At 36.4% G+C, this 20,803-nt stretch carries 21 protein-coding genes; 11 read left to right on the top strand and 10 right to left on the bottom strand.

Going from position 1 to position 20,803, the window contains the following annotated elements; genetic code table 11:
* The first annotated feature begins 290 nt into the window (after positions 1 to 290).
* The gene (gene dnaN / locus IQ236_RS19785) at positions 291 to 1,469 is read left to right on the top strand and encodes a DNA polymerase III subunit beta (RefSeq protein WP_193870882.1); all 1,179 of its coding nucleotides are present in this window, start codon (positions 291 to 293) and stop codon (positions 1,467 to 1,469) included.
* A 42-nt stretch (positions 1,470 to 1,511) separates the two neighbouring features.
* Here the strand turns inward: dnaN and IQ236_RS19780 are convergent, their stop codons facing one another.
* From IQ236_RS19780 to IQ236_RS19770, 3 genes are all read right to left on the bottom strand, one after another.
* Positions 1,512 to 2,294, bottom strand: coding sequence for a HEAT repeat domain-containing protein (locus IQ236_RS19780; protein ID WP_193870881.1), 783 nt, complete (start codon positions 2,292 to 2,294; stop codon positions 1,512 to 1,514).
* A 193-nt stretch (positions 2,295 to 2,487) separates the two neighbouring features.
* Positions 2,488 to 3,831, bottom strand: a complete 1,344-nt coding sequence (locus IQ236_RS19775) for an AAA-like domain-containing protein (RefSeq protein WP_193870880.1) — start codon at positions 3,829 to 3,831, stop codon at positions 2,488 to 2,490.
* A gap of 337 nt (positions 3,832 to 4,168) precedes the next feature.
* Complete coding sequence (locus tag IQ236_RS19770) at positions 4,169 to 5,554, bottom strand: cytochrome P450 (RefSeq protein WP_193870879.1); 1,386 nt, start codon at positions 5,552 to 5,554, stop codon at positions 4,169 to 4,171.
* A gap of 398 nt (positions 5,555 to 5,952) precedes the next feature.
* Between IQ236_RS19770 and IQ236_RS19765 the strand changes: the two genes are divergently transcribed.
* From IQ236_RS19765 to IQ236_RS19720, 10 genes are all read left to right on the top strand, one after another.
* On the top strand, positions 5,953 to 8,148 hold the full coding sequence (locus IQ236_RS19765; RefSeq protein ID WP_193870897.1) for a phosphoketolase family protein: 2,196 nt from the start codon (positions 5,953 to 5,955) through the stop codon (positions 8,146 to 8,148).
* 394 nt (positions 8,149 to 8,542) lie between these two features.
* A complete protein-coding gene (locus tag IQ236_RS19760; RefSeq protein ID WP_193870878.1) occupies positions 8,543 to 9,064 on the top strand; it encodes a hypothetical protein in 522 nt (173 codons plus the stop codon).
* 142 nt (positions 9,065 to 9,206) lie between these two features.
* Entirely contained in the window at positions 9,207 to 10,157 is a 951-nt protein-coding gene (locus IQ236_RS19755) for a Mov34/MPN/PAD-1 family protein (RefSeq protein WP_193870877.1), read from the top strand.
* A gap of 101 nt (positions 10,158 to 10,258) precedes the next feature.
* Positions 10,259 to 11,218 (top strand): HesA/MoeB/ThiF family protein, encoded by a 960-nt coding sequence (locus IQ236_RS19750; RefSeq protein WP_193870876.1) that lies wholly within the window; start codon positions 10,259 to 10,261, stop codon positions 11,216 to 11,218.
* A gap of 283 nt (positions 11,219 to 11,501) precedes the next feature.
* Complete coding sequence (locus tag IQ236_RS19745; RefSeq protein ID WP_193870875.1) at positions 11,502 to 12,092, top strand: hypothetical protein; 591 nt, start codon at positions 11,502 to 11,504, stop codon at positions 12,090 to 12,092.
* 3 nt (positions 12,093 to 12,095) lie between these two features.
* Complete coding sequence (locus tag IQ236_RS19740; protein ID WP_193870874.1) at positions 12,096 to 12,605, top strand: hypothetical protein; 510 nt, start codon at positions 12,096 to 12,098, stop codon at positions 12,603 to 12,605.
* Between the two features lie 29 nt (positions 12,606 to 12,634).
* Positions 12,635 to 12,904, top strand: a complete 270-nt coding sequence (locus IQ236_RS19735) for a hypothetical protein (protein ID WP_193870873.1) — start codon at positions 12,635 to 12,637, stop codon at positions 12,902 to 12,904.
* A gap of 51 nt (positions 12,905 to 12,955) precedes the next feature.
* On the top strand, positions 12,956 to 13,414 hold the full coding sequence (locus tag IQ236_RS19730) for a hypothetical protein (RefSeq protein WP_193870872.1): 459 nt from the start codon (positions 12,956 to 12,958) through the stop codon (positions 13,412 to 13,414).
* A gap of 9 nt (positions 13,415 to 13,423) precedes the next feature.
* Complete coding sequence (locus IQ236_RS19725) at positions 13,424 to 13,765, top strand: hypothetical protein (RefSeq protein WP_193870871.1); 342 nt, start codon at positions 13,424 to 13,426, stop codon at positions 13,763 to 13,765.
* Between the two features lie 39 nt (positions 13,766 to 13,804).
* Positions 13,805 to 14,818, top strand: coding sequence for an ATP-binding protein (locus IQ236_RS19720; protein ID WP_193870870.1), 1,014 nt, complete (start codon positions 13,805 to 13,807; stop codon positions 14,816 to 14,818).
* Here IQ236_RS19720 and IQ236_RS19715 read toward each other — a convergent pair.
* From IQ236_RS19715 to IQ236_RS19690, 7 genes are all read right to left on the bottom strand, one after another.
* Positions 14,815 to 17,100 (bottom strand): CHAT domain-containing tetratricopeptide repeat protein, encoded by a 2,286-nt coding sequence (locus IQ236_RS19715; RefSeq protein ID WP_193870869.1) that lies wholly within the window; start codon positions 17,098 to 17,100, stop codon positions 14,815 to 14,817. The genes IQ236_RS19720 and IQ236_RS19715 overlap by 4 nt on opposite strands.
* A gap of 150 nt (positions 17,101 to 17,250) precedes the next feature.
* Entirely contained in the window at positions 17,251 to 17,430 is a 180-nt protein-coding gene (locus IQ236_RS27855; RefSeq protein ID WP_228041756.1) for a DUF3368 domain-containing protein, read from the bottom strand.
* 105 nt (positions 17,431 to 17,535) lie between these two features.
* Positions 17,536 to 17,751, bottom strand: a complete 216-nt coding sequence (locus IQ236_RS27850; RefSeq protein ID WP_228041755.1) for a hypothetical protein — start codon at positions 17,749 to 17,751, stop codon at positions 17,536 to 17,538.
* Positions 17,748 to 17,993, bottom strand: coding sequence for a UPF0175 family protein (locus IQ236_RS19705; protein WP_193870868.1), 246 nt, complete (start codon positions 17,991 to 17,993; stop codon positions 17,748 to 17,750). The genes IQ236_RS27850 and IQ236_RS19705 overlap by 4 nt, the downstream gene beginning before the upstream one ends.
* A gap of 76 nt (positions 17,994 to 18,069) precedes the next feature.
* Entirely contained in the window at positions 18,070 to 18,384 is a 315-nt protein-coding gene (locus IQ236_RS19700) for a DUF433 domain-containing protein (protein ID WP_193870867.1), read from the bottom strand.
* 59 nt (positions 18,385 to 18,443) lie between these two features.
* Positions 18,444 to 19,457 (bottom strand): DUF1822 family protein, encoded by a 1,014-nt coding sequence (locus tag IQ236_RS19695; protein ID WP_193870866.1) that lies wholly within the window; start codon positions 19,455 to 19,457, stop codon positions 18,444 to 18,446.
* A 48-nt stretch (positions 19,458 to 19,505) separates the two neighbouring features.
* Entirely contained in the window at positions 19,506 to 20,483 is a 978-nt protein-coding gene (locus IQ236_RS19690) for an RNA polymerase sigma factor (RefSeq protein ID WP_193870865.1), read from the bottom strand.
* Positions 20,484 to 20,803 lie beyond the last annotated feature (320 nt).

Here is a 20,803-nt window from a genome sequence, read left to right as displayed (position 1 = left end):
ATAACGCCAAAAACAGATAAGAGCCTTATGATATCAGGGAATTCCCCGGTTAAAGTCTTGCTGTTTTTCACAAGTTTTCCACAGGTTTTCCACAGGTCATCCCCTGAAAACCCTTGCATATCCCCTGCAATTTTCGACTCTCCAGGGGGATGAGCTAGGCAAATTCTGCTTATTTTATTGGGATCAAATCGAAGTTGGGTAAGGTATAATCAAAGGTTTGGTTCTCTCGTCAACATCAGAAACCGTTGGCGAGAGTTCCTCTGGGAACACTGATGAGTCTTAAGGTCATTATGAAATTTATTGTTGAGCAGGACAAATTAAGTTCTAATTTATCTTGGGTTTCTAGGGCAATTCCTTCTCGTCCCAATCATCCCATTTTATCTAATATTTTAATTGATGTAGATGAAGAAAATCAACGAGTCAATTTAACAGCATTTGATTTAAGTTTAGGCATTCGGGCGAGTATGCCAGCAACGGTTGAGGAGGGAGGAACTTTAACCGTCCCGGCTAAATTATTTAATGATATTGTTTCCCGTTTACCAGGGGGAGAAATCACCCTTGATGATGACATGGGAGAGGCAATTGTAACTTTAACTTCCAGTTCAGGACGCTATCAAGTTCGAGGAATGGCGGCGGAAGAATATCCAGAATTACCGTCTATTCAAGCCGGAGATTCAATTCATTTAGCAGCAGAATCTTTAATTTCTGGATTAAAAGGAACGTTATTTGCGACCAGTCCTGATGAAACGAAACAAGTGTTAACGGGGGTACATTTAAAGGTTGAAAATAATACGATAGAATTTGCCTCAACGGATGGTCATCGGTTAGCCGTTGTACAAACAGAAAATTTAAGTGAAACTGATCCCGATGAAGAATTAGAAGAATTTGAAGTGACTGTTCCTGCACGAGCTTTAAGGGAAGTGGAACGGATGGTGGCGATGCGAAGTGTAGAGACGAGCCATGGCGCGTCTAAAAACGATTCTCCGGTGGTAATTACCTTACGGTTTGATGAAAGTCAAGTTATTTTTGAACTAGGAGAACAACGATTAAATACTCGCAAATTAGAAGGCGCGTATCCCGCTTATCAAACTTTAATTCCCAAACAATTTTTAAATCAAATTAATTTGGATCGACGAGGGTTTGTGGGAGCTTTAGAACGAATTGCAGTTTTAGCGTCCCAAAAAAATGATATTGTGAAATGTAGCGTTGATCACGTTAATCAACAAATTGCTTTATCCGTAGAAGCCGCCGATGTGGGGAATGCGTTAGAATCTCTCCCGGCTCAAATTTCAGGAGATGAACCCAAGGAATTAGCCTTTAATGTTAAATACTTATTAGAGGGTTTAAAAGTATTTAATGCTTCGGAAGTTTCTCTCCAGTTGAATGCAGCAACTAGCCCGGTTATTGTTAATCCGTTAGGTGGGATTAAAATGACCTATTTAGTCATGCCTGTACAATTGAGAAATTAATTTCCTAGAAACCCGGTTTCTGGGAGAAACCGGGTTTCTGTATTAAGCTGTTAAAATTTCTTTTTTATGAGCAATTAAAATCGGTATCTTTTGACTAATATTTGTCAATTTACTTTCCATTTCAGGCGCATCTTGTAAGAGTTGATCTAAATTTGTCCGATCTTTTAAATCAGTTAAAATATTAAGAATAGGGATGGCTAAATCTTCATCTGCATGATCTAATAATCCCACAAGCTGTTGTAAAGCTTCTTTTGTACCTAAATAATATATTGCTCCTAATACTTCTGCTTTTATTTTGATACTTTTCTCAAAGTATTGAAGATGATTTTTGAGTTTTGGTAAAATTAAATCACTCCCTAAAAGACCGATAGAATTTGCAGCATAGGCGCGAACAGCTTCATCTTCGTCTAGTTTTAATAATGATTTTTCTAATGTTTCTATTGCTTCAGGTTCTCCCAATTCTCCCAATGCTTCTGCGGCTGAAGCACGAACTAAAGCAGAAGGATCGTTAATTAATTTACATTTAATTTGAGTAATAGCCTCAATATATTGCAATGCTCCCAAAGCTTCAATGACATCAGACCTAACAATTTCTTCAGGATCATTCAGTCTATCCATTAAGGCTAAACCCACTGTTTTAACCTGATCAATTCCCAGATAACCCAATGCGTACGCCGCACTAGAACGAATTGCAGTTTCTGGTGAGTTTAATAAGGGTAGAATATCCGGTACAGCTTCATAAACTTCATCATCAACTAACTTTAGTAATGCTTCAGCTTGTCTGGCTGCATTACCGGATCTCAAATCTTCTAAACTATTTGTCATATAGATTGATTGATCAAACATTTGTATCGACCTAAATATAGATAGAGGTCATTGGATTAATCCCATTAAAATTTACTCTCTAATGGTAACATATTGTCGTAGGGGCGAGGCGCGCCTCGCCCCTACAATGAATTGGGTTTTAATCATGATTAAAAGTCGCTATATAAAGTTTTTTTTCAATTTTAGATTAATATCAAACCTCACTAAAAGATTCTTGAAAATATTGTCGATATAATTCACAACTGGGAATCACTTGATTTCCATGAATATGAACTAACCCCATACTTTTTAATTTAAAGGCTTTTACTTGTTCGATTTTGATGGGGTGAGTTGTGCTAATAATTTGTTGATAAGCGGCAACTAAATCAGGATCTTGTTGAAGTAACCATAACTGTTCATGGAGATGATCACTATAAATTCCTATATCGGTGTTCGCTTGTTCTAACAACTCTGGAAGGGGAATATTTCGACGCACACAATGATCAAAAGCTAATCGCACTAAATAAGGAAATCCCCCAACAAATTCTGTAAGTTTTTTTAATTCTTGATCGGTTAAGGTTAATCCATACCTTTGAGATAAAATTTTAACTTGATCAAGATTAAAAGGATATAAATCAATACCTAAACCGACATTAAAGGGAGATTTATTAGTGTCTAAAGGAATGTAAATATCGGTGGAGTAAACTATCACAAATCTTAGTTTTTGCCAATTACTAATATCCCGTGTTTCTTCATGCCAAGATCGCAATAAAGCCAAGATATCACGCGCTAAGGACGGATACTCAAATAATTGATTAACTTCATCCATTGCTAATACAATAGGTTGCTGAATTTTCTCTAATAAATATCCTTGGAAATAGAGAGAGCTACTGACTAATGCTCCTACATCTTCATCCCAAAATTCATCGAGTTCCGATTCTAATCCTAACTGTTGAGTCACATTGGCACACAACCAACGTAAGAATTTTTCTGTTGAGGTAAAAACTAAACTACTCGCCAGATGAAGACTTAAACGAACCGGGTGATAATTTTGCTGTTGAGCATAATCTAAAATTCGAGCCATTAAAGAAGTTTTTCCCATCTTTCGAGGGGCTTTAATTCGCAGTAATGCCCCTTGATTTTTAATTTCGAGATAACACATTGGTTCACTGGAGGAACGCTCAATATAAAATATAGAATTAAGCGGAACCTGGCCTTCGGGAGATTCTAAAGAAATGGGTTTAGGTAAAACCAGTTCTGGAAAAACGTTAGGGATAATTTTAGTCCCTAATTCCCGGTCTAATAAACAGCGACAATTTGCTTTAGTCACTTTTTCGCCCACCAAGTCCGATAAGAGTTGCCAAAGGTGAGGGGCAACCCCATTTTTTAAATAACTCGGAGAATAACCATTCTCTTCAGCTATTTGATCGTAGGTTTTTTTTGTTTCTAATAAGGCTTCTGTTAAAATTATTTTTTGGATATAACTTAGGGGATTTTTACCTTTTGCTATGACTAAAGCTTCAGTTAATCCTAAAAGTTCCTCAAGACTTTTGACCATGATTAACCTCTATGTCCCTAGACTGACTCACTAGATCATCAGATCTGGGTATTTTAATGATTATGACAATAGAATACCTATTTTAATCATCTATCTCAATTCTAAACAAAAACTAACTTTTTGTATAGAGGTCAAGTTTAATCAATTGCTGACTCAAGAATTGATTGTTAAAGGGGTTAATCTGTTGGCTTTTCGGGTCAATTTATTGTCCCTTATTTATCTTTGATATATCCCTGGGTATGGAGAATAAAAATTTTGTTAAAAGTTTTTATCCCCCTGAGTCGATTCTAGCACTAAACCGGGATATTTTTCGTGGATATTACAGGTCGAAACTAGACTACACTGTACGGACTAAATCGATAGTTTTTTGGGGTTGTAGCCGTTTTTTTTGAAGTTGCATTTTAATCCCTCCTTTGGGTGCTAAAGTTACCCCTCGACGGACTGCTTTTACAGGTTGTTTTTCCAACAAATTTAACTCATAATTTAACAAAATGGTAGCTAACACTAACTTCATTTCATATTGAGCTAAGGCCATTCCTAAACATAAACGACTTCCGCCTCCAAAGGGCAAAAATTCATAGGGAGAAAACTTACGTTCTAAAAAGCGTTCGGGTTTAAATTGATCCGCTTGCGGATATAAGTCTTCTCGTCTATGGGTTAAATAAATACAGCCGACTACTAAAGTTTTTGGCGGTAATTGATAACCCATTAAATCTACTGATTCTTTATTAGTACGGGCAAATGTTAACATGACAACGGGATAAATTCGCAAAGTTTCTTGACAAACAGCCGTTAAATAAGGCAAGCGAAAAATATCCATTCCCTCAGCATTCAAGGGCAAATTTGTTAACTCTGACATTAATTTTTCATGGACTTCTGGCTGACGATAAATCCAATATAACGCCCATGACATCGCTGTAGCAGTTGTTTCATGTCCGGCAAATAAGAATGTTAGTAACTCATCTCGTAGTTCTTGATCCGTCATTGAGTTACCTTCTTCATCTTGTGCAGTCATCATTAAATGCAGCATATCCGTGCGAGATTCATCGAGGTTTTCACGACGTTCTCGAATTTCAGCATATAATAACGCATCAATTTGTTGGCGTTGTTTTAAGAAATATCCCCAAGGACTCCAAGAACCAAAATCTTGTTGTAAAATTGGAAAGAATAAAAAACTAGAACTGAGGGGGGATTTAAAAACGTCTAACATTCCTGATAATAGCTGTTTCAACTGACTATATCGTTCTCCTGTATATACCCCAAAAACAACTTTGAGAATCACATCTAAGGAAATTTCTTGCATGGTTTCTCTAGCAAGAAAAGTCTCTTTTTCTGAGAATTGATTGATAACTTTTTGGGTGATATCCGTAATTAATTCTCCATAGTCTCGCATTCTTTCCCCATGAAAGGATGGCATTAATAATTTCCGTTCTCGTTTGTGGCGATCGCCCTCCAACAAAAAGATAGACTTATTTCCCGTTAAAGGCTCTAAAATTGTATTCAAAGAACCCGGAGCTTCAAAGACATCATCGGTTAAAATTTTTTGAATGCCTTGGGGATGGCTAACAAAAATCCAAGGAGTGTTTACACCGAGAATATAATTGGTAAAGATATCCCCATATTCTCGAACATGGGTATCCATATAATCAAGGGGGTCAGCAATCCAATATCCTTTTTCTAGGAAAGCAGGACGTTGAGATGCCGGGGGAAGTTGTGTATTCATAATCAAAGTTTCAGTTTGTTCGAATTAGGTTAGAGTTTCTTCTATGGTAACGATATGGAAAGAATTTGCAACCGGGTTTAAATACTCCCATAACACTGTAATAACAGACTGATTTTTAACTTTTGTACAATTTATAGCAAGTCTAAATGATTTGTGATTAAAACCTGTAGGGGTTGGGTCTCCCAACCCAGGTGCAAAGAGGGTTGGGAGACCCAACCCCTACGATAAAATATTACAACCTATTTAGGACTGCTATATTAATATCTGATCTATCTATTTATTACAATCAATGAGTTTCATTAATCTCCCCTGTTGAAAAATATAATCATTTTTAGTGACAACCAATTGTAAAATAAATCTTAACTCAAAAAATTAGAATGACCGAAAAGGGATTAAACATGACAGCAACAACAATACCCGAATTTTGTCAAGGAATTCAATATTTTAGCGAGAGTTTCCCCGAATTTGACAGCTATGGTAAAACTCCAATTATTGCTGAAAATAGTGTAGCGATTTCTGATCCCCATGATGCCACAGCAGCCTATCAAACCTTACTTTATGCCGATGCCCTGCGTTATTTAACCTTACAAATTACCGCGAGTAAAGCCTCTGGACACCCTGGCGGATTTGCCTCTAGTGTAGAAGCTTATGCGGCGTTAGTGATGCTCGGTCATAAAAATATTATGACGGAAGTGGGACACCATGCTCCTGGGTTTTATAGCGCGGTTTTCTTAGATCGTTCCCTAGAGGATATGGGGATTTTCACGGTTCAACAATTGCGCGATCGCTTTCGAGAAAAACATGGACTTCTCGGCCACCTTTCCGGCTATATTCCGGGTCTACTCAACCCTGCTGGGCCATTAGGACAGGGACAACATTTTGCTATGGCGGGGGCGTTGTTACACCGAAATGTCCTATTTCCGTTCACTCTCGGCGATGGGGGCATGGGTGAACCCTACCCCATGAGTAGCATGATGCACTTCCACACCGCCTATCCTGACGTGACCAATTTCTTACCCGTGTTGGTGTGGAACGGTTACAGCCAAGAACATCATAGCATGGTTTCGACAAAAACCAATGAAGAAATGATTGCCTATTGGAAAGGTAACGGATTTTCCGAAGTTATTTTAGTCGATGCTAAAGAGTTTGATGATCAAAATCAACCCGGTAATTATGTTGATAGTACCGCCTTTTCGATTAATAAACGAATTGAATTTACCCAAGCCATTTTAGTGGCAATGGATAAAGCAGCAAAATCGGCTTTAGGGGGTCAATTAACCGTGTTTATTATTAAACAATTGAAAGGGGCAGGGGTTCACGCACGAGGCGCGAAATCTCACAACCTTTATCCAGGGGATACTTTAGATAGTCCCCACATTGTTAATGCTTTAAAAGAACGGGCGTTACCTGTCGCAGCTTGGGAATTAGTACGAACCAATTTAGAACGATCCAGTGGTGGCCCTGCTGCCAAAACCGTTGTCACTGAGTTTGATTACCACTTATCGGATTTGGGTGAATTACCCTTAGAAGAATATCCGGTTGGCGGTGATCCGAAAGTCGCCACAACAGCAATGGGGGCGTTAGTGGTTCATGTCGGGCAAAAAGATCCCCATTTTGTTGTGACCAATGCTGATGGAAATGCCGCTTCGGGAATTAACAATATTAACCAAGGATTAAAGATTATTCACCCAACAACGGATAATACTTATTTCCAACAACCCCAAGGGCAAGTTTATGAACCTTTAAGCGAGGATGCTTGTGCAGGTTTAGCAGTGGGATTATCGTTATTAGGAGCGAGAACTTTATGGTGTTCCTATGAATCTTTTGCCATTAACGGCGTTCCGATTTTGCAAACAGTAGCCCAAGCGATGGCCGAGTTACGACGTGCTACCCCCTCAACGGTTTGTTTATTCACCGCAGGAGCCTTAGAACAGGGTCGCAACGGTTGGACACACCAACGGCCGGAAATTGAAGCTTATTTCGCCGCCATGATGCGAAGTGGTAACGTTTTCCCGGTGTTTCCCCCCGATGCCAATAGCATTCAAGTGTGCTACGATTGGGCTTTAACCACCAAAAATAAGAGCATTATTATTACCGCGAGTAAGTCTCCGTTACCCATCCGCACGACGTTTAAACAAACTCGCCAAGGGTTAAAAGATGGGGCTGTTGTATTACAGGAAGTCCCAGGGGATAAAACCGTTGTGTTTGCAGTGATTGGGGATATGACGTTAATTCCGGTGTTTGAAGCGGCGGCATTTTTGGAAACGGAAGGCATTGGAGTGCGAATTGTTTCTATTATTAACCCTCGGCGTTTATATCGTTCTCACGATGTTTTATCCGAGACTTGTTCGGAACCGGATAACGATTTTGCCAGTGATGAAACCTTTAATCAACTGTTTGCTGGAGATGCGTTAATTGGAGTAACAGGGGGTTCAAGTTTGATGTTAGAACCGATTATGTTACGCAGCAATTCTAAGCGGGATACTTTTGCTTGGAAACGGGGCGAAACCACCGCCAGTGCTGGGGAATTAATGGCATTTAATGGCATTACTTCGGAAGCGTTGACGAAACGGGCAATTGAGTTGATTCATTAGTCCCCCTCTAACTCCCTTTTAGTAAGGGGGGATTAAAAAGCGGGTTTCTTTAACAAGAGTTGGCTTTTTTTAACTGTAGAAGAAACCACAAAGACACGAAGATACAAAGGGGGTTATTGTGGGTTATTCTGGTTCTTCCTCCGAACCAGGATAATATGAAACCCTGAAATCCATGCTATAGATGCTTCCTAAACCCCACGTAGAGACGTTGCATGCAACGTCTCTACCGATGCAACGTCTCTACACAATAGGGATGTGTAGCAAACGTTTAAAGATTTCATATAACCTACTCAGGGTTGGCTAAATTTTTAACTGGATTTCTCTATTTTTGCCTAAAATCTGAGATCACATAGCGATAGAAGAATAGCAATCAATCAATACCCAACTTAAAGCTATGTCTCAACCCGTCGATCTCAATCTGCTCAGAAACCAAGTTTTAAACGATCAACAAAATAATAGTAGTGGTAATGTTTACGTTGACGACAATGGAAATATTATCATCAATCCACTTAACCCAAAACCTAATCAGTCGAAGATTCCGGGTAAAGTATTTGCAGCTAGTTTAACTTGCGATCGTCAAACTGTTAGTCAAAAGCTCCCCAATAATACCCGTGAATTATATCACAATGGGGTCACAGGTTGGCTCTACGAAATTACCAGTCAATTAGGAGACGACTTCACTTTCTTTGCTTATAACGATGGGAGTCAATATCAGGTTTTAGTTGTCTTCCCCGAAGTTGCAGGTCTCTACGGTGTCCACGATGCACACCTCTTTAATGACGGAAGTATCTGTCTTCAAGATGGCGGTGGAATGCCGACCTTAGAATCAGCCTACGCCAAATCCGTTCTCTGGGCTAGTGGTTTTAGCATCTTTGCTCGCACTGGACAATTTCCCTTCTCAATCAATAACTACTAACAAAACAATGTGGCACAGGCATCTTGCCTGTGTCTTGCCTGTGTCTTGCCTGTGTCTTGCCTGTGTCTTGCCCGTGACTTGCCCGTGACTTGCCTGTGTCTTGCCTGTGTCTTGTCCCAAAATCAACAATTTTGAACTCATCATGTTATACATCACAACCTCAGTCATTGACGACATTGAACGAGATATTGCTCGTTATCAACCTGAACGAGGAGGCGCACTTTTAGGAATAGTTGGAAAACCAATTATTACCCACTTTATCCTTGATTCTCAGGGAATTACCAGTGGTGCTAGTTATTTACCTTCTCCCCAACTTACCCAACAAGTTCAACGTTTAGAATTGACCCAAGGATTAGAATTAAAAGGAGTAATTCACTCCCATCCGGGGGGTTTAGATCGTCCTTCTGGCCCCGATGAAGAAGCCATTCTCGAAGGATTAAATATCAACTCGCACTTAGAATATTTTATCGCACCGATTGTCACTTTAATCCAACCCTGGGGATATTCAAACCATGAATTAAAATTGGCTAATGGTAAAATCTCATTTTATGCTGGATATCGTCAAAGAAACAGAGTCACAATTGAACCCATCAAAGTTCAAGAAATCTCTGATCAAGAATTAAATCGTCTCCATACCAGTTTACCTACAACCCCATCTCAAATTCCTACTGTTTCCTTGGAAATTCAACAAGAGTTAACCCAAATCAGCTATGATTTTGGGATTAATAAAACTCCTGAATTTTTTATAACCAACCTTGAAGGTCATCCGATCCCCGCAGGTAAAATTATCCTGAAAAATGGGACAGAATTGCTATTTCTTTTTAGTTTATCCCATCCCGTTCATGCACCGCGACTTTTAGTTACTTTTCCTGAAACAGACACCCAAGAAATCAGTTTACCCTGGTTAATGTCTACCCCGTCTCAAGCTCGGTTACGGGTGGCAATTAAATCTCTCAAAGATGTAATTGAAGGACAAGAAAAATCTCGACAGGAGACTGAAACTCAGGGAAAGTTAGCCTCCGAAGAAATTATAGAAGAAAAGAACAATATTGGCTCATCCGAATGTTCAGAATCTTCTTTAGCTAAGGCTTAAAAACTTACTATTTGTAGTTGGGCTTTAGCCCCATCAAGGCATGAAATCCAACTACAAACTGATTAACTTCCTCAAACCATCTCTAATTTAAGGACAAAACCATGAATCAAATCCCTGAAGAAATCCAACAAGCTCTCTTTGCTCGTTCTCAAGGAATCCTAACTCAAGATATTATCAAAAAACGGATCTTAATTGTTGGTACAGGTTCAGTTGGTTCTTATTTAGCAGAAATTTTAACCCGCAGTGGTGTGGGTGCATTCACGTTAATTGATCCTGAACAAGTAGAATTAGCAAATCTCTGTCGCACTACTTATAAAGTTGAAGATATAGGACAATTTAAAGTTGACGCTTTGGCAAATCACTTGTTAGAAATTAATCCCTTGCTGCAATTAACAGTCAAACCCCAAAGTATTACTGATTTTTCAGCTATAGAATTAACTCAATTATTTCAAGAATCTGATTTAATTCTAGCTACAACAGATGAATTAAAAGCACAACGAGTGATCAATCATTTTGCCTACCATTGTAACAAACCTGCCCTATTTGTAGGAATCTATGAAGGTGCAAAAGGTGGGGAAGTAATTTTGTCTATTCCTGAACAAACTCCTTGTTATTTATGTGCAACTTCAATTCGTCATCAAGCTGAAGAAAATTTCGGAAAAGTAACTCGTAATGTTGATTATGGTACAGGTCGATTAATGGGTGAAGTGGCGTTAGCAGCCGATATCCATCATGTTAGTAGTGTAGCCGTCAAACTAACTCTCTCTTTACTATTACCTGAAGACTCGGAAGCTAATTTGAAAAACTTTGCTAAATCTGCTATTGAAAAAGGATTTACTTTTCTAACTTTATCAATGGATGCAGATTACTGGTTTTATCCTCAACTATTTGGAAATACCCCCGGACAGTACGCTTATCAAAGCGTTTGGTTAACTTCACAACGTCAGGAAACTTGTCCAGTCTGCGGCAAACCTGAACATCGCAATCATCCTTCCCGTAGTCTTTTAGATACACCTAAAGCGTCCGATTTACGGAAAGAATTCAATCAAGTTTCTGCTTAGTTTTCTTTCAATTGAGTTTCGGGGTATTTCGTGAATATTTGTAGAGGTAAACTTTTGTTTACCTCTACAAACGTATAGGATAATATTTATTTTTGTAGAAATTTAAGACTGTTAAATTCTGATTTGGAGCGGATATCTGGACATAATTATATCAGGTAAATATAGGTAATTGTTATGATAAATTTTGGATGAAAAAAGATTTTTTTATATTGGTATTCGCTATATTTAGTGTTATAGTAATATAATAACTTAAAAAACTATTGCTAATAATGGAGAACAAACCGTGAATGAAAAGGACAGGGACAATGATTCTTTGTCAGAGAACTCTGACCAGGTTAGTATCAAATTGATCGAGTTTATAAATAAAGATTTGAGGGATTTTTGGTGTAGTATCAGGACAACATTTTCTCAAGCATCTGACCCTGTTAAAAATTTGGCTGAAAAACTACCTGAAATATTTGCTGAGACTGAACCTGATGATAATTTGCGAGAGCAGAGGGTGATTTACCTAGCAATTGGCCAATTTATTCGGGATCATCTCCAGAAACCCCTTCCTATTTGTCTGAATGCGGTACACATTCTCCTAGAAGAAAAAAATTTGTCTCTTTTAGAAGATGGTGCGATCGGTGGTGATAGACTTATAGAAGATGTCAAAGAATTAATTGTTGCGATTATAATACATTATGAGCCAGAGGATAGTTTTATATACAACCGCAAAATAGAAATTTACTTTTTTAAAGATGGTTTACGTAAAGTTAAAAAAATTCCAGACTTAATAGATTGGGATGAACTACCATCTAAAATTCGTGGACAACGACTGAGGCAGGAAGAAATGAACATAATAACAATAACGTTATATCCAAAGGAGAAATAAACTATGAGAATTGTAATTGCTATAATTACAGCATTGTTAACAATTTCTGCGGGTGCAGCTTTCATTCTCTGGAATAGAGTTTTACAATGGGCTTTGGATAGTTTATTTCCTTGGGTTGAAGTAAATATTCCAACTCTCGCCCCTATAGTGCGCGAAGCTTTTGCTATTCTGGATAATATCGGTACACCTACTCGTAGAACTGTTAAACAGTCATGGGAAAAAGTGCGTCAATATTTACTCAAACAGGTATTACAATTTGAAAGACAATCATCAGATACATGGGTGAGAAGAGTTACATCTTGGTTGGTTCCTGTTCTTAAGAGTAATGAGCCAGTTCGTAAAGCAAAAAAAGTAACAACCGAAGAAGATGTTGATTGTTATGATGAATCAATGCCTCCCGAAGTCCGTCAAGCTTTTATTAGAAGGGAAGAAAAAATGACTGAGTTTGATATTACAAAAATGCAAGATGAAGAACTTGCACAAGATGATGATGATTTGACTTATGAAAATTAATTTTACTCAATAAAACAATGAGGTAAAAAATGAAAAGAGTTGTTTGGAAGCGAGTTTTAGAATGGGCTTTTGATAGTTTATTTCCTTGGGTTGAAGAAAAATCACCTATTTTTGCTCCAATAGTCCGTCAAACTTTTGCTACCCTAGATAGTATTATCATGTCTCCTATTCAGTGGGTTAGACAAATAACATTTAATAAAGCCCCAAAAGTGGTAATAGAGGAACAAATTGATTTTTATGATCGTGATCTGCCTGATGAGGTGCGTGAGGCTTTTATTAGAAGAGAGAAAAAAGATTAAGATGGGCAGGTAGATGAAAATTAATTTTATTCATAAACAAGAGGTTAAAAAATGAAAATGCGTGGTTATCTATGGATTATTATTGCTGGCATTGTTGTTACCGGAGGAATTATGTTCTTTGATCATTTAATTAAAGAAGCCGAAAAAGCTAATCGTACTGATATTGACCAATGGGTTGATCGTGAACTTGCAGAAATACTAGCTAGAAAATTGCATCAACCAGTGGAAAAGATTTTAGAAACTCTTACAGAAACACCTAATCCAGAATTGCTAACATTAATTAATGAAACTATCAATTCAGTTACTTTAACTTTTACACGCCAAGCTGGAAATCTTAATGTCCAAGTCTGTCTTGATGTAGTATGTGAGGATGAAACATCTTTTAGAATTACTACTGAACAAAATTGGGATAATTTACCTGAATCTATTCGCTCAGAATTTCTTCGCAGTGGCAGAAATACGACTTATCGAAATTGGGATTTTCCTTGGGTACAATCACAAACTGTATAGGAGATTTTTATGAGTTGGGGGCGCATTTTAGCCGTTGCTGTATCCATAGCTGTTCCTGTTATCATGGGGTTTCTTATAGCACGATTTTGGAGAGAGATTCGAGATCAAGTTGCTGCTTGGTTGCGTGAGCAAGGCATGGAAAATAGTATGCTAATGGATGCGTGGATCGAGCTTGATAATGTGATTGGTGCTGTTAGAAGTCGTATATTTGTTAAAGTTAAACCCCTTGGTGAAACAAAAATGATTTCAGAAACCACTTATAACCTAGATGAAATTGATGATCCTGATGTAATTGCTGAACTTGAAGCTAGGGGTCATCTAACAAAAGATATTATGGAATATCTTGAATAAATTTATTTGATTAAATAATTACTTTTTTGAGGAAACACTATGCCCACTTCTTGGAATCAACAACCACCAAAATCAATGAATCAAAATACTGATGAACCTTCTCCTTCTAAACCCGCTAAAAAAGGATTTTCTTGGTTAGAAAGAATGGAGACATTTATTGCTGAGAAACCTATCAGAAGCATGGATGATTTAATTGTCTCTGCCACCGTGCGAAATCGAATTGAAACGACACTTAATCGTTTGCGTTTCCATGATATATTATATAATGAATGGAATTTGAAAAAAATTGATCCTCATGGTAATCGAGTGGCGATTAATTTGTTTGGTTTACCTGGTACTGGTAAGAGTTTTTGTGCAGAAGCGATCGCCCATTATCTTCAGCGAAAAATTATTAAGATTAACTATGCTGAAATTGAATCAAAATATGTAGGTGAAACACCCAAAAATATTACTGCTGCTTTTAAAAAAGCAAAAGAAACTAAGGCTGTTTTATTTTTTGATGAGGCTGATTCTATTTTAGGTAAAAGATTAACTAATGTTACTCAAAGTGCCGATCATGGTGTCAATGTTAGTCGATCAACAATGTTACTTGAATTAGATAAATTTGATGGTGTAGTGATTTTTGCGACTAATTTGGCTGGTAATTATGATCAAGCATTTGTTCGTCGAATCTTAAGTCATATTGAGTTTGAATTACCAGATCGAGAATGTAGAATTAAGCTTTGGGAATACCTATTAGTTGCCGAAATTCCCAGAGATAATAATGTAACTCCAGAATGGTTAGGTGATGTATCTGATGGACTTGCAGGAGGTGATATTTTAAATGTGGTAATTGCTTCAGCTAGTTGCGCTGTAGAAAGAATTGGTGAGGAAAGAAAAGTTTTGCAAACAGATATTCTGGCAGAAATTAATCATGTTAGAACATCTAAAAGTAAAATTGGTTCTCGCTCACAATCAAATCGCAAAGTATCTGTAACTGAAATGCCAATTGAGGAATTACCTGCTGATGCTCGTGAACGTTATGATCAGATTGTTTCTGACAGTAGTAGTTAATAGTTAGTATCCCCAGACATACCCTTTATAATTCGTTCTTCAATCTGATTTTCTAATACTGAATACTGCCATTTTGCCTCTATGTCAATTGCCTTTTTGATAGCTTGCTTTGCCATGTTAACGTCACTTTCAGGAGGATTGTTAGAAATTAAAATGGTTTTAAGATCGGGGTAATTTCTTAATAAATTATACCATTGATTATAGTTACGTTCATAACTATAATCACGATTGTAATAACTATAACTTAGGTAATAGTAATAATCTGGATTCTTTGATTCGTTTAAAATACCTATAGCAGAATTTAGGTACGAAATCGCTGAATCGTAATTTTTCTTATTAAAATAGCTCAATCCAATCCAGTAGTTATAATCATAAGTCTTGGAATTAGGATCAAGTTGATTAGCCTTGTGAAAATCATTAATAGCTTGATCATTTTCGCCAATGCCAAAGTAGCAGAAACCCCGAATCCAGAAGTAGTTAGCTACTTTTGGATTAATTTTAATTGCTTCATTTAGAGCATTAATACCTTGACGATATAATTGAATCGCTTGATTGGATTTTTTTTGATCATAAATATTAAAAATTTGCTCCGTAGCTTTTAATAGAATGGATAAGCCTTGTTGGTAAAAAATGAAACCTAGTAAATAATGGTAGTCAGCTATTTTTCTGTTAATTGAAATAGCTGTTTGAGCATCATTAATCGCTTGATCATAATTAGATTGATTACAGTAAGCTCTACCACGCTGCCAATAATAATCAGATTCTTTCTTCAGCCTGATAGCTTGAGTGCAATTTTCGATCACTTTTTCCCACTCATTTTTTTGATGATATGCTCTAGCATATTGATAATAGACTTCAGCATTTTCTGGAGTTAATAAAATAGCGCGATCGCAATCTTGAATTGCTTCGTCGTATTTTCCTTGATTATAGTAATTTAATATTCTCTGTATATAAGCAAAAGTAGTTTTAATCCGAGCAATTTTATTTTGAGGATATCTTTTTAAAAGTTTTTCACCAAGCTGAATTACTAATTGAAATTTTCTTGCTCTTTCAGCTTGAATAAGTTCACCTAATAATTTTAATAACTCATCATCTCCATCACCATGCCCAGTTTGTCGTAAGTCGTTAAAGATCAAAGGTTTTCCATCAGCATACTGCTGACAAATCACAGGAAGCCAAGCAATACCCGGATAAATATTTTTGTATTTATCATGTATTTTCTTTCTCGCTTCTCGTAAAGCATCATGTAAATACCTCTGTCCATCCCCTCCTGCAAATGCTGTCAAGAAATCCTGTAAAAACATTTGTGCTACAAAATCAGGTACTTTTTCTCGCATCACAATAACTTGAGGTAAAGCTAAATCTTCTAATTGCTTCGCTAAACCTAAACCTTGACAAGAGTTAAAAATTACTAATTGTAATGATTTTTTTACTAAAATCAACTCTCTGAAAGTTTCTTTTAATTCATCAATGCTAATAAGTTCTTTTTCTTGATTTTTATTAATTTCTAAGAATAAACGTCCTTTAATCTCATTTTCTGCTTCTTCAGTATCACTATGTCCAGAATAAAAAATAATTTGCCAATCTTTTTCCCAAAGTTTATTTATCAACTCTTTGTGACTTGGCTGAGGCAGAATTTCAAGATCAGCACCTAATTTAGCACCTAATTTTTCAACAGCTTTAATATCTGATTGGTAATCAACTTTTTGAGATTTTTCTAACTCTGGTTCACCTAAAATTTGTAAGATTTTAACCTTGCCATATTTATTATATGTTCTAGTTACTTTTTCTTTTTTTAATGGACTAAAAGAAAATTCACTTTGAGGAAAATACTTACTAAATAATTCCCAAACGTGCCAGGGAAGTCGTCTTAAATTATAATTATCTGTTTGAATAATAACTCGAATTTCATCATCTTTATGTAATTCAACTAATAAAGTTGTAATGAGTTGACTCCAGCTATCATCTTGAGATTTAAGCCAAGTTTTGACATAATTTTCTAATTGTTCATTGAGCTTAGGAAATTGTGGTTGCTCAATACTAACTTCTTGAGTGGAAGCTATTGGTTTAATTGCCAGATTCAAAGGACGACCCAAATTATCTTCAAAACCTTTTCTCCATTGATCTAAAAATTTTTTTGTTAAAGAAGAAGGTGCAGACGGTAAAAAACTATTAAGATCACGGTCACTTCCTTTAATACCATCTGTACCAATACTCACAGTGACAGGAAAACCCTTTTCAAAACTTCCGTTTCCAAATTCAAAGATGACCCATTTTTTCATGATTATTTACTTTTATAAAGCAATATATTGAACAAGATTAACACAATTTTTCTGGTGGTGCGCCATCCTCTCCCATCTGAAGTAAGATGGGAAAACCTTGATTAATGTCACTTTCACCAATTTTAAAAATAATTAATTTACCCATTGTGGTTACTCTGTTGGTGGTATTTCACCTGCCGTTATTAAAAGATTAGCATAAAGTTGTGGATTAATGCGAAACCCTGCTAGATTGATTAAATCATCCATAACAGGTTTTATATTGGCAATAAATCCTCTTTGTTTAGCGATTAAAAGAATTCCTAAAATCCCAATCAAATTGAGATTTAACATCTTAGCTGCATTCCTACCTGGATTTTCGTCTATGATCAGTAAATCAGCTTTTAATTCAATGGCTAATGCGATCGCTTCTGATTCACCTGGATCTATTTCCGTTTTTCACTGTTCAACTAAAGCTAAATTACTAACAGTTTTAGTTTCAATCCAACCTAGAGTTTTAACTTCTTTTGTACCCGGTACTTCATAGTCTAAATTTGCCATTTCACTATAAACAGCTTGAGGAATGATAATATTGCCATAGATATTTTGAAGTAATTCAAGTTTACCAATGGCACAAAGATTAGTAATGGGTGATGTATTACTGACAACAATCATAATTCACCAAGTCTTTTTAAGGTTTCAATGTCATCTTGAAAATCCTCAACATCATAATTAACACAAACCCCTCTTTTAGACATTTCTTTTTGAAATTGAATTAAGTGCATTCCTGCTAAACGGCGAGCTTGTCCTGTGCTAATTTTTTTCTGTTGATAAAGTAAAATAGCTAACTCTAATTTAATGTCATCTTCTGACATTTTAGCAGATTTTAAGATTTCATCGGGGATAGTGATATTCATAGTTTTAATCCTTTTTGACGTAATCCTAATGTAATTGCTTTGGGAACTTGTTCATCCATATACAAAGCAATAGTCATTAAATTAATCCTTTGGCTCTTAAATCTTTGACGATATGAGTTTCGCCAGTTTCTTGACGCATTTTATCTACCCATTGCTCGATTCTTTCCATTTCGGCATCAAGTTCTTGTTGATGATCCCAATAATAGGATAACGCCGCATGAATTTTACTCAGGGAAACATGAGGGTAGTTTTCATGTAATTCTTCTGGAGTCCATTGGTAGGCTTTTACGGAAGTCATTAATTCTACTACTTTCATGGTTGTTCCTGCAATAATCGGAACATTATTTTCATTCAGTTGAATATGTTTGTATTCGGTAGTTGTTAGGGTCATGATTTTAAGAGAATGGTGATCAGATTGATCTGAGGTGGTGGGTATACTCCACCCTACAATTATAGCAAGAAGTTTTCTGTAATGCTACTCTCTTCTAAACTAACTTTAACACTGAATTGATCTCCCGGTTCACCTGTAAATTTAAGTTGTAACCAATTATCAGCCCTCGCTTGTGCTTCTAATTCAGGGATAGGATTACCTGTTTCATCTAATACACTCAGTTTAACTTCATCTGGTAAATACATTGCATCAGCAGACGGATATAACCGTAAATTTACTTCTATTTCTCCTTCGCTAAGTTGTTTTTGTCGAAGAATTAAGATTACGGTTTCTTGAGGAATTTGCATCCCTAAACGAATGACTTTTGCTCCATTCACTTCTGGCTGTTCAGTATTAGCTGCTTGTAGGCTACGAGCAGGTTGAATACTAAGCGTTAAAGCTCTTTGTTCAGGTTGCCATCCATTGCCAAAAACACCTGAAAACCACTGCTGTAGCTGAATTAGATTTGTTTCTTGCTCTAAAGAGTTAATAGCATTTGCTAAAACATCAGGTAGTTGATTAAGCTGTTTCCAAATATTCAATAAACTCAAGGCTTCAAAAAAAGTTTGAGGATTTCTGTGTAATTGACTCAGATCTATTTCTGATTGTGGGACTTTCTCCAAAAAGTCAAGGATATTAGCTTGCCAATTTTCTGCGTCAATCTCAATGATGAAATAACCAATTCTATCTGAAAAAGCTTCAGGAGGAATATAACAAAATTCTGAATCGGGTAAAATAGCACGACATTCAACTTTCCCCCAACCTTTTAAAGTTAAATCAGATACATCCATAAAATAATCAGTGAAGTAATCTGTACGATTATTTTCTAAAAACAATTCATCAAAATTAGTCTCAATATCAAGATATTGACAATAAGAGTGAATAGCGCATCTACTTAAAGTATTGAGATAAATTTGCTGTTGTTTTTGAGGGTGTTCATGTTGTTGACTCAACTTTTTAGCTAAATCAAAATCTCGCTTTCTTAAAAGAATGGTAATCGTTAAATCCTTAGTCATTTCTGTTAGATGTTTCATGGTATTGTACCTCTTTTTATTGAATCTTAGAATGAATTTGTCTCTCTATTATAGATATTCTTGGCGAATTTCTTCCCAATCCGATAAATATCTACCAATGTATTGATTTAATTCAGCTTTTCTTTCCTCACTCTTTTCCAAATAGTCAATCCAACGATAGGCGGTCGAGTGAGGATTTTTTGTGTTAACACCAAACTCAAGAGCAATTTCTCTCGCAGATTTTCCCTCTAGTCTTAGTAATAAAACTTTTTGGATAGTAATAATTAAGGACAGGCGGAGAAAAAAGTAACCGATTAAGGAATTAACTTCAAATACAAAAATAAAGAAGTTAAGATGAGTTTGAATTCGCCAGTCTTGATAATCTATTGAGACGTTCTTTTGGAGTTTGATTTCAGGGTCAACTGTAATAATCTCTCTGATTTTTTGACCAGGACTCATAGAGTCATCCGGTGGACTAATGATCTCTGTTTGTACCTTTTTAAGTTGTTCTTGTTCTCGTTTGATTTTACGAAACTCATCCTTGATTTTATTGTTCAAAATCTGGATAAACCACGAGATAAAAAGTTCGTCACGAATTTCATAATTTGTCAGTGATTTATTCAAAGAAATAAAAGCGTTATGAAGAGCTTCATGTAAGATATCTCTATGCTCAGAAATATATTTATTTTGAAAGGTTTGAAATTTTTCAGATTTAGGAATCAAACCTATTAAATCACTGACAATTTTCTGACGCTCTCTACTCTTTAAATCATCAATTTTTTTAGCTTTACTAGCTAACTGTTTAAGTTGTTGGTCAAATTCATAATCCATAAAACTCCGAGTCTGTGATAAGATATAAATATACCAAAAATTTAAACAGACACAATCTGATAAATCATCACCCATTAACGCTTTCAGAAGCAGAGGGGGGTTGATTAACAGTTCTTTTTGCTTACGAGTAGGCTTTTGGCTGTTGATCCTCATATTAGCCTGATTAGACAAACGTGGATTAACTGCTTTATCATTTGAGCGGAAGTTGCTTAACATAATCCAGACCTGTGCTTTTTACTGAATCAGTAACGCAGCCATCTTTCTCTTTTTATGCAAACTTAGGGGGAATTTATGTAAAGTTTTGTAACATCACCTGACACTAGGGGGTAACAAGGAGGTTTGGTTTGGTAAGGTGCGATCGCTATAATCCCAAAATAGGGTCACTTCTGCGAAACTAGATGTTTAATTCTTACAATAACCGTATTCAAAGCCCACGTCTTTCAAGCGTGGGATGTAGAATACCCGCCTTTAGGCGGAGTAAATAATCCTATGTTATCATGGTTAACATGATAAAAGTAACTCGGACTATTAAGTTG

The sequence above is a fragment of the Planktothrix mougeotii LEGE 06226 genome (assembly GCF_015207485.1).
GTDB lineage: Bacteria > Cyanobacteriota > Cyanobacteriia > Cyanobacteriales > Microcoleaceae > Planktothrix.
The sequence above is the reverse complement of the archived record's forward strand: the minus strand, read 5'-3'. Positions and strand labels throughout refer to the sequence as shown.